The sequence below is a fragment of the Algoriphagus alkaliphilus genome (assembly GCF_900103735.1).
GTDB lineage: Bacteria > Bacteroidota > Bacteroidia > Cytophagales > Cyclobacteriaceae > Algoriphagus > Algoriphagus alkaliphilus.
The window spans coordinates 1-2,433 of sequence record NZ_FMXE01000069.1 but is presented as its reverse complement, the minus strand read 5'-3'; the positions used below and the strand labels follow the sequence as shown (position 1 = coordinate 2,433).

Annotated in this window: 3 protein-coding genes; all 3 read left to right on the top strand. The window is 51.6% G+C overall.

From position 1 onward, the window contains the following. The first annotated feature begins 71 nt into the window (after positions 1 to 71). The 3 genes from tnpA to tnpC all read left to right on the top strand — a co-directional run bounded on the left by tnpA (position 72) and on the right by tnpC (position 2,409). Positions 72 to 350, top strand: coding sequence for an IS66 family insertion sequence element accessory protein TnpA (gene tnpA, locus BLQ81_RS21780; protein ID WP_092735255.1), 279 nt, complete (start codon positions 72 to 74; stop codon positions 348 to 350). 1 nt (position 351) lies between these two features. Then, a complete protein-coding gene (tnpB, locus tag BLQ81_RS21775; protein WP_092735252.1) occupies positions 352 to 696 on the top strand; it encodes an IS66 family insertion sequence element accessory protein TnpB in 345 nt (114 codons plus the stop codon). A 192-nt stretch (positions 697 to 888) separates the two neighbouring features. Then, positions 889 to 2,409 (top strand): IS66 family transposase, encoded by a 1,521-nt coding sequence (gene tnpC / locus BLQ81_RS21770; RefSeq protein WP_092735249.1) that lies wholly within the window; start codon positions 889 to 891, stop codon positions 2,407 to 2,409. The last annotated feature ends 24 nt before the right edge of the window (positions 2,410 to 2,433 follow it).

The window sequence follows — 2,433 nt, the reverse complement described above, 5'->3', positions numbered from 1 at the left end:
CGTATCCCCCCGAGCAACCCCATATTTTCTGAGTGAATTTGAGCCAGTAGGTTTGCCTCAAAAACAAACTTATGAAAAGAGCGAGTCAACAAGAAATGGAAGCAATGATAGCTTCCTTCAAATCCAGTGGTCTGACCCAACGTGAATTCTGTCTGCGGGAGAATATCAAATTGCCCACATTCTCCTACTGGTACCGGAAAGTAGGAGCTGGAGCTATGTCTATCTCATCCGGTTTTACCGAAGTGACCCCTACCTTGCCTTCTGACGGTCTTGAGGTAGTTTATCCCAATGGCGTGAGGGTCCGCGGCATCCAAGACCTTTCCCTACTTCAGTTGCTTGTCAAGCTGTAAGATGTTTGCCTTAGGATCTTCGCACCGGTTCTTTCTTTTCGGCGGGGCGGTGGACATGCGCAAAGGCTTTGACGGGCTTTGTGGTCTGGTCCGCAATTCACTGGATCGGGATCCGTTGTCCGGGGAAGTGTACATCTTCCTAAACCGCAGCCGTACCCTGGTCAAGCTGCTCCACTGGGAAGCCGGAGGACTGGTGATCTACTACAAGCGGCTGGAAAAAGGCACCTTCCGCCCACCCGAAGGAATGGAAGCTGGCGGTAAACTCCCGTGGAGTTCACTGGTGCTGATGGTCGAGGGCATCCGGATTCTGGAATCCCGTCAGCTTCCCAGATTTACCGGACCCTGAAGATTTTTTCAGGGTTTTTACTCCTTTTTTATCGACCGCCGTTCAGGTTTTTGGATGTGAAACAGGCTCCTGGGACAACGGGGCGACCTTTTGTGCGGTAAGTCAAAATTCGGCCCTGAGGGGTTGTTTATCCACAGTTTGTGTGGGAAACTAATGCTTTGACCGCTTCTTCCGGGGTATTATTTTCGGTGCATGAACAAACCCCTGGACCAGCTCTCCACTGCCGAACTCATCGCCTTATTGGGCGAGCGGGAAAAGGAGCTGGAGTCCAAGGATCAGCGTATTGAAAAGCTGGAAGGGCTTGTTGCCAAGTTTCAAAAGATGCTCTTCGGTCAGAAGCGGGAACGCTTTGAGTCCCCCGACCAGCTCAGTCTGCCTTTTGAAACCCCCGCCGAAGTACAGCAGGTCCTGCAGGAGGAACTCACCCAAAAGGTGGAGTATGTCCGCAGGAAATCCGGCACTTCCCATCCCGGCAGGACAAAACTGCCCGAACATCTCCCTGTGGAAGAAATCGAGTTGTTTCCCGACGGCAATCTGGAGGAGATGACCTGCATCGGCAAAGAAATCACCGAAGAGCTGGACTATGTGCCTGCCAAGTTTATCATCCGCCGCTACATCCGCTATAAGTATGCCTCCAAAGTGCAGGAAGCCAAGTTCCCGGTAGTGATCGCAGCACTCCCTTCCCGCCTGATTGACAAGAGTAGTGTGGGAACAGGGCTACTCGCTTCCATTTTGACAGATAAATATGTAGATCACCTCCCGCTCTACCGACAGCTCCAACGCTTCAAACGGGAAAACATCCCCATCGCCTCTTCCACACTGGATGGCTGGGTGAGACAGGGACTCGAACGGCTGGAAATTCTGTACGACTGGCTGGTAAAAGACACCTGTGGGAAAGGATACCTCCAGGCGGACGAAACCACCATCAAAGTGCTGGACAGCACCAAAAAGAAAGAAACCCATCTGGGCTACTACTGGGTTTACCATAACCCAGTGGACGGTACGGTCATGTTTGCTTATAATCCAGGCCGGAACAAAGAGGTTCCCAAAAAATTATTGGCAGGCTTCAAAGGCTATCTGCAGACCGATGGCTATGCGGGCTATGAACAGTACGGCAAGCAGGCGGGAGTCACCCATCTGTGCTGCTGGGCCCATGCCCGTCGTGAGTTTTTTGAGGCCCGGGCAAATGATGCGACACGTGCTGAACTGGCGCTGGTCTTTATCGGAAAACTCTACCAAATCGAAGCCCACTGCAGAGAAAACGGCCTGAGTCCGAAAGAGCGGAAGGAATACCGGCTTGTACATGCGTTTCCAGTTTTGGAAGCGTTTTCCAAATGGCTGCAAGAAAACTATGCGCAGGTACTGCCTAAAAGCACCATCGGGAAAGCCATGGCCTATACCATGACCCGCTGGGATCAGCTCTCCAACTACCTTATGGACGGGGTACTGGAAATCGACAACAATCCCGTCGAGAACAAAATCAGACCCGTAGCCCTGGGACGGAAAAACTACCTGTTCGCAGGATCACATGATGCAGCACAGCGGGCAGCGATGATCTACTCCTTTTTTGCCATGTGTAAAACCGAAGAAGTCAACCCACAGCACTGGCTCAAGTACGTCTTTGACAACATCATGGACACCAACATCCAGAAAATCCACGAACTCCTGCCCAAAAATTATAAACTGTCCCTAGCTAAAAATCACACAGATTAAAGACGGGGTTGCTCGGGTGGATAC

Coding starts and splice junctions, on each gene's coding strand:
- tnpA (WP_092735255.1), top strand. CDS start 72: ATGAAAAGAGCGAGTCAACAAGAAATGGAAGCAATGATAGCTTCCTTC.
- tnpB (WP_092735252.1), top strand. CDS start 352: ATGTTTGCCTTAGGATCTTCGCACCGGTTCTTTCTTTTCGGCGGGGCG.
- tnpC (WP_092735249.1), top strand. CDS start 889: ATGAACAAACCCCTGGACCAGCTCTCCACTGCCGAACTCATCGCCTTA.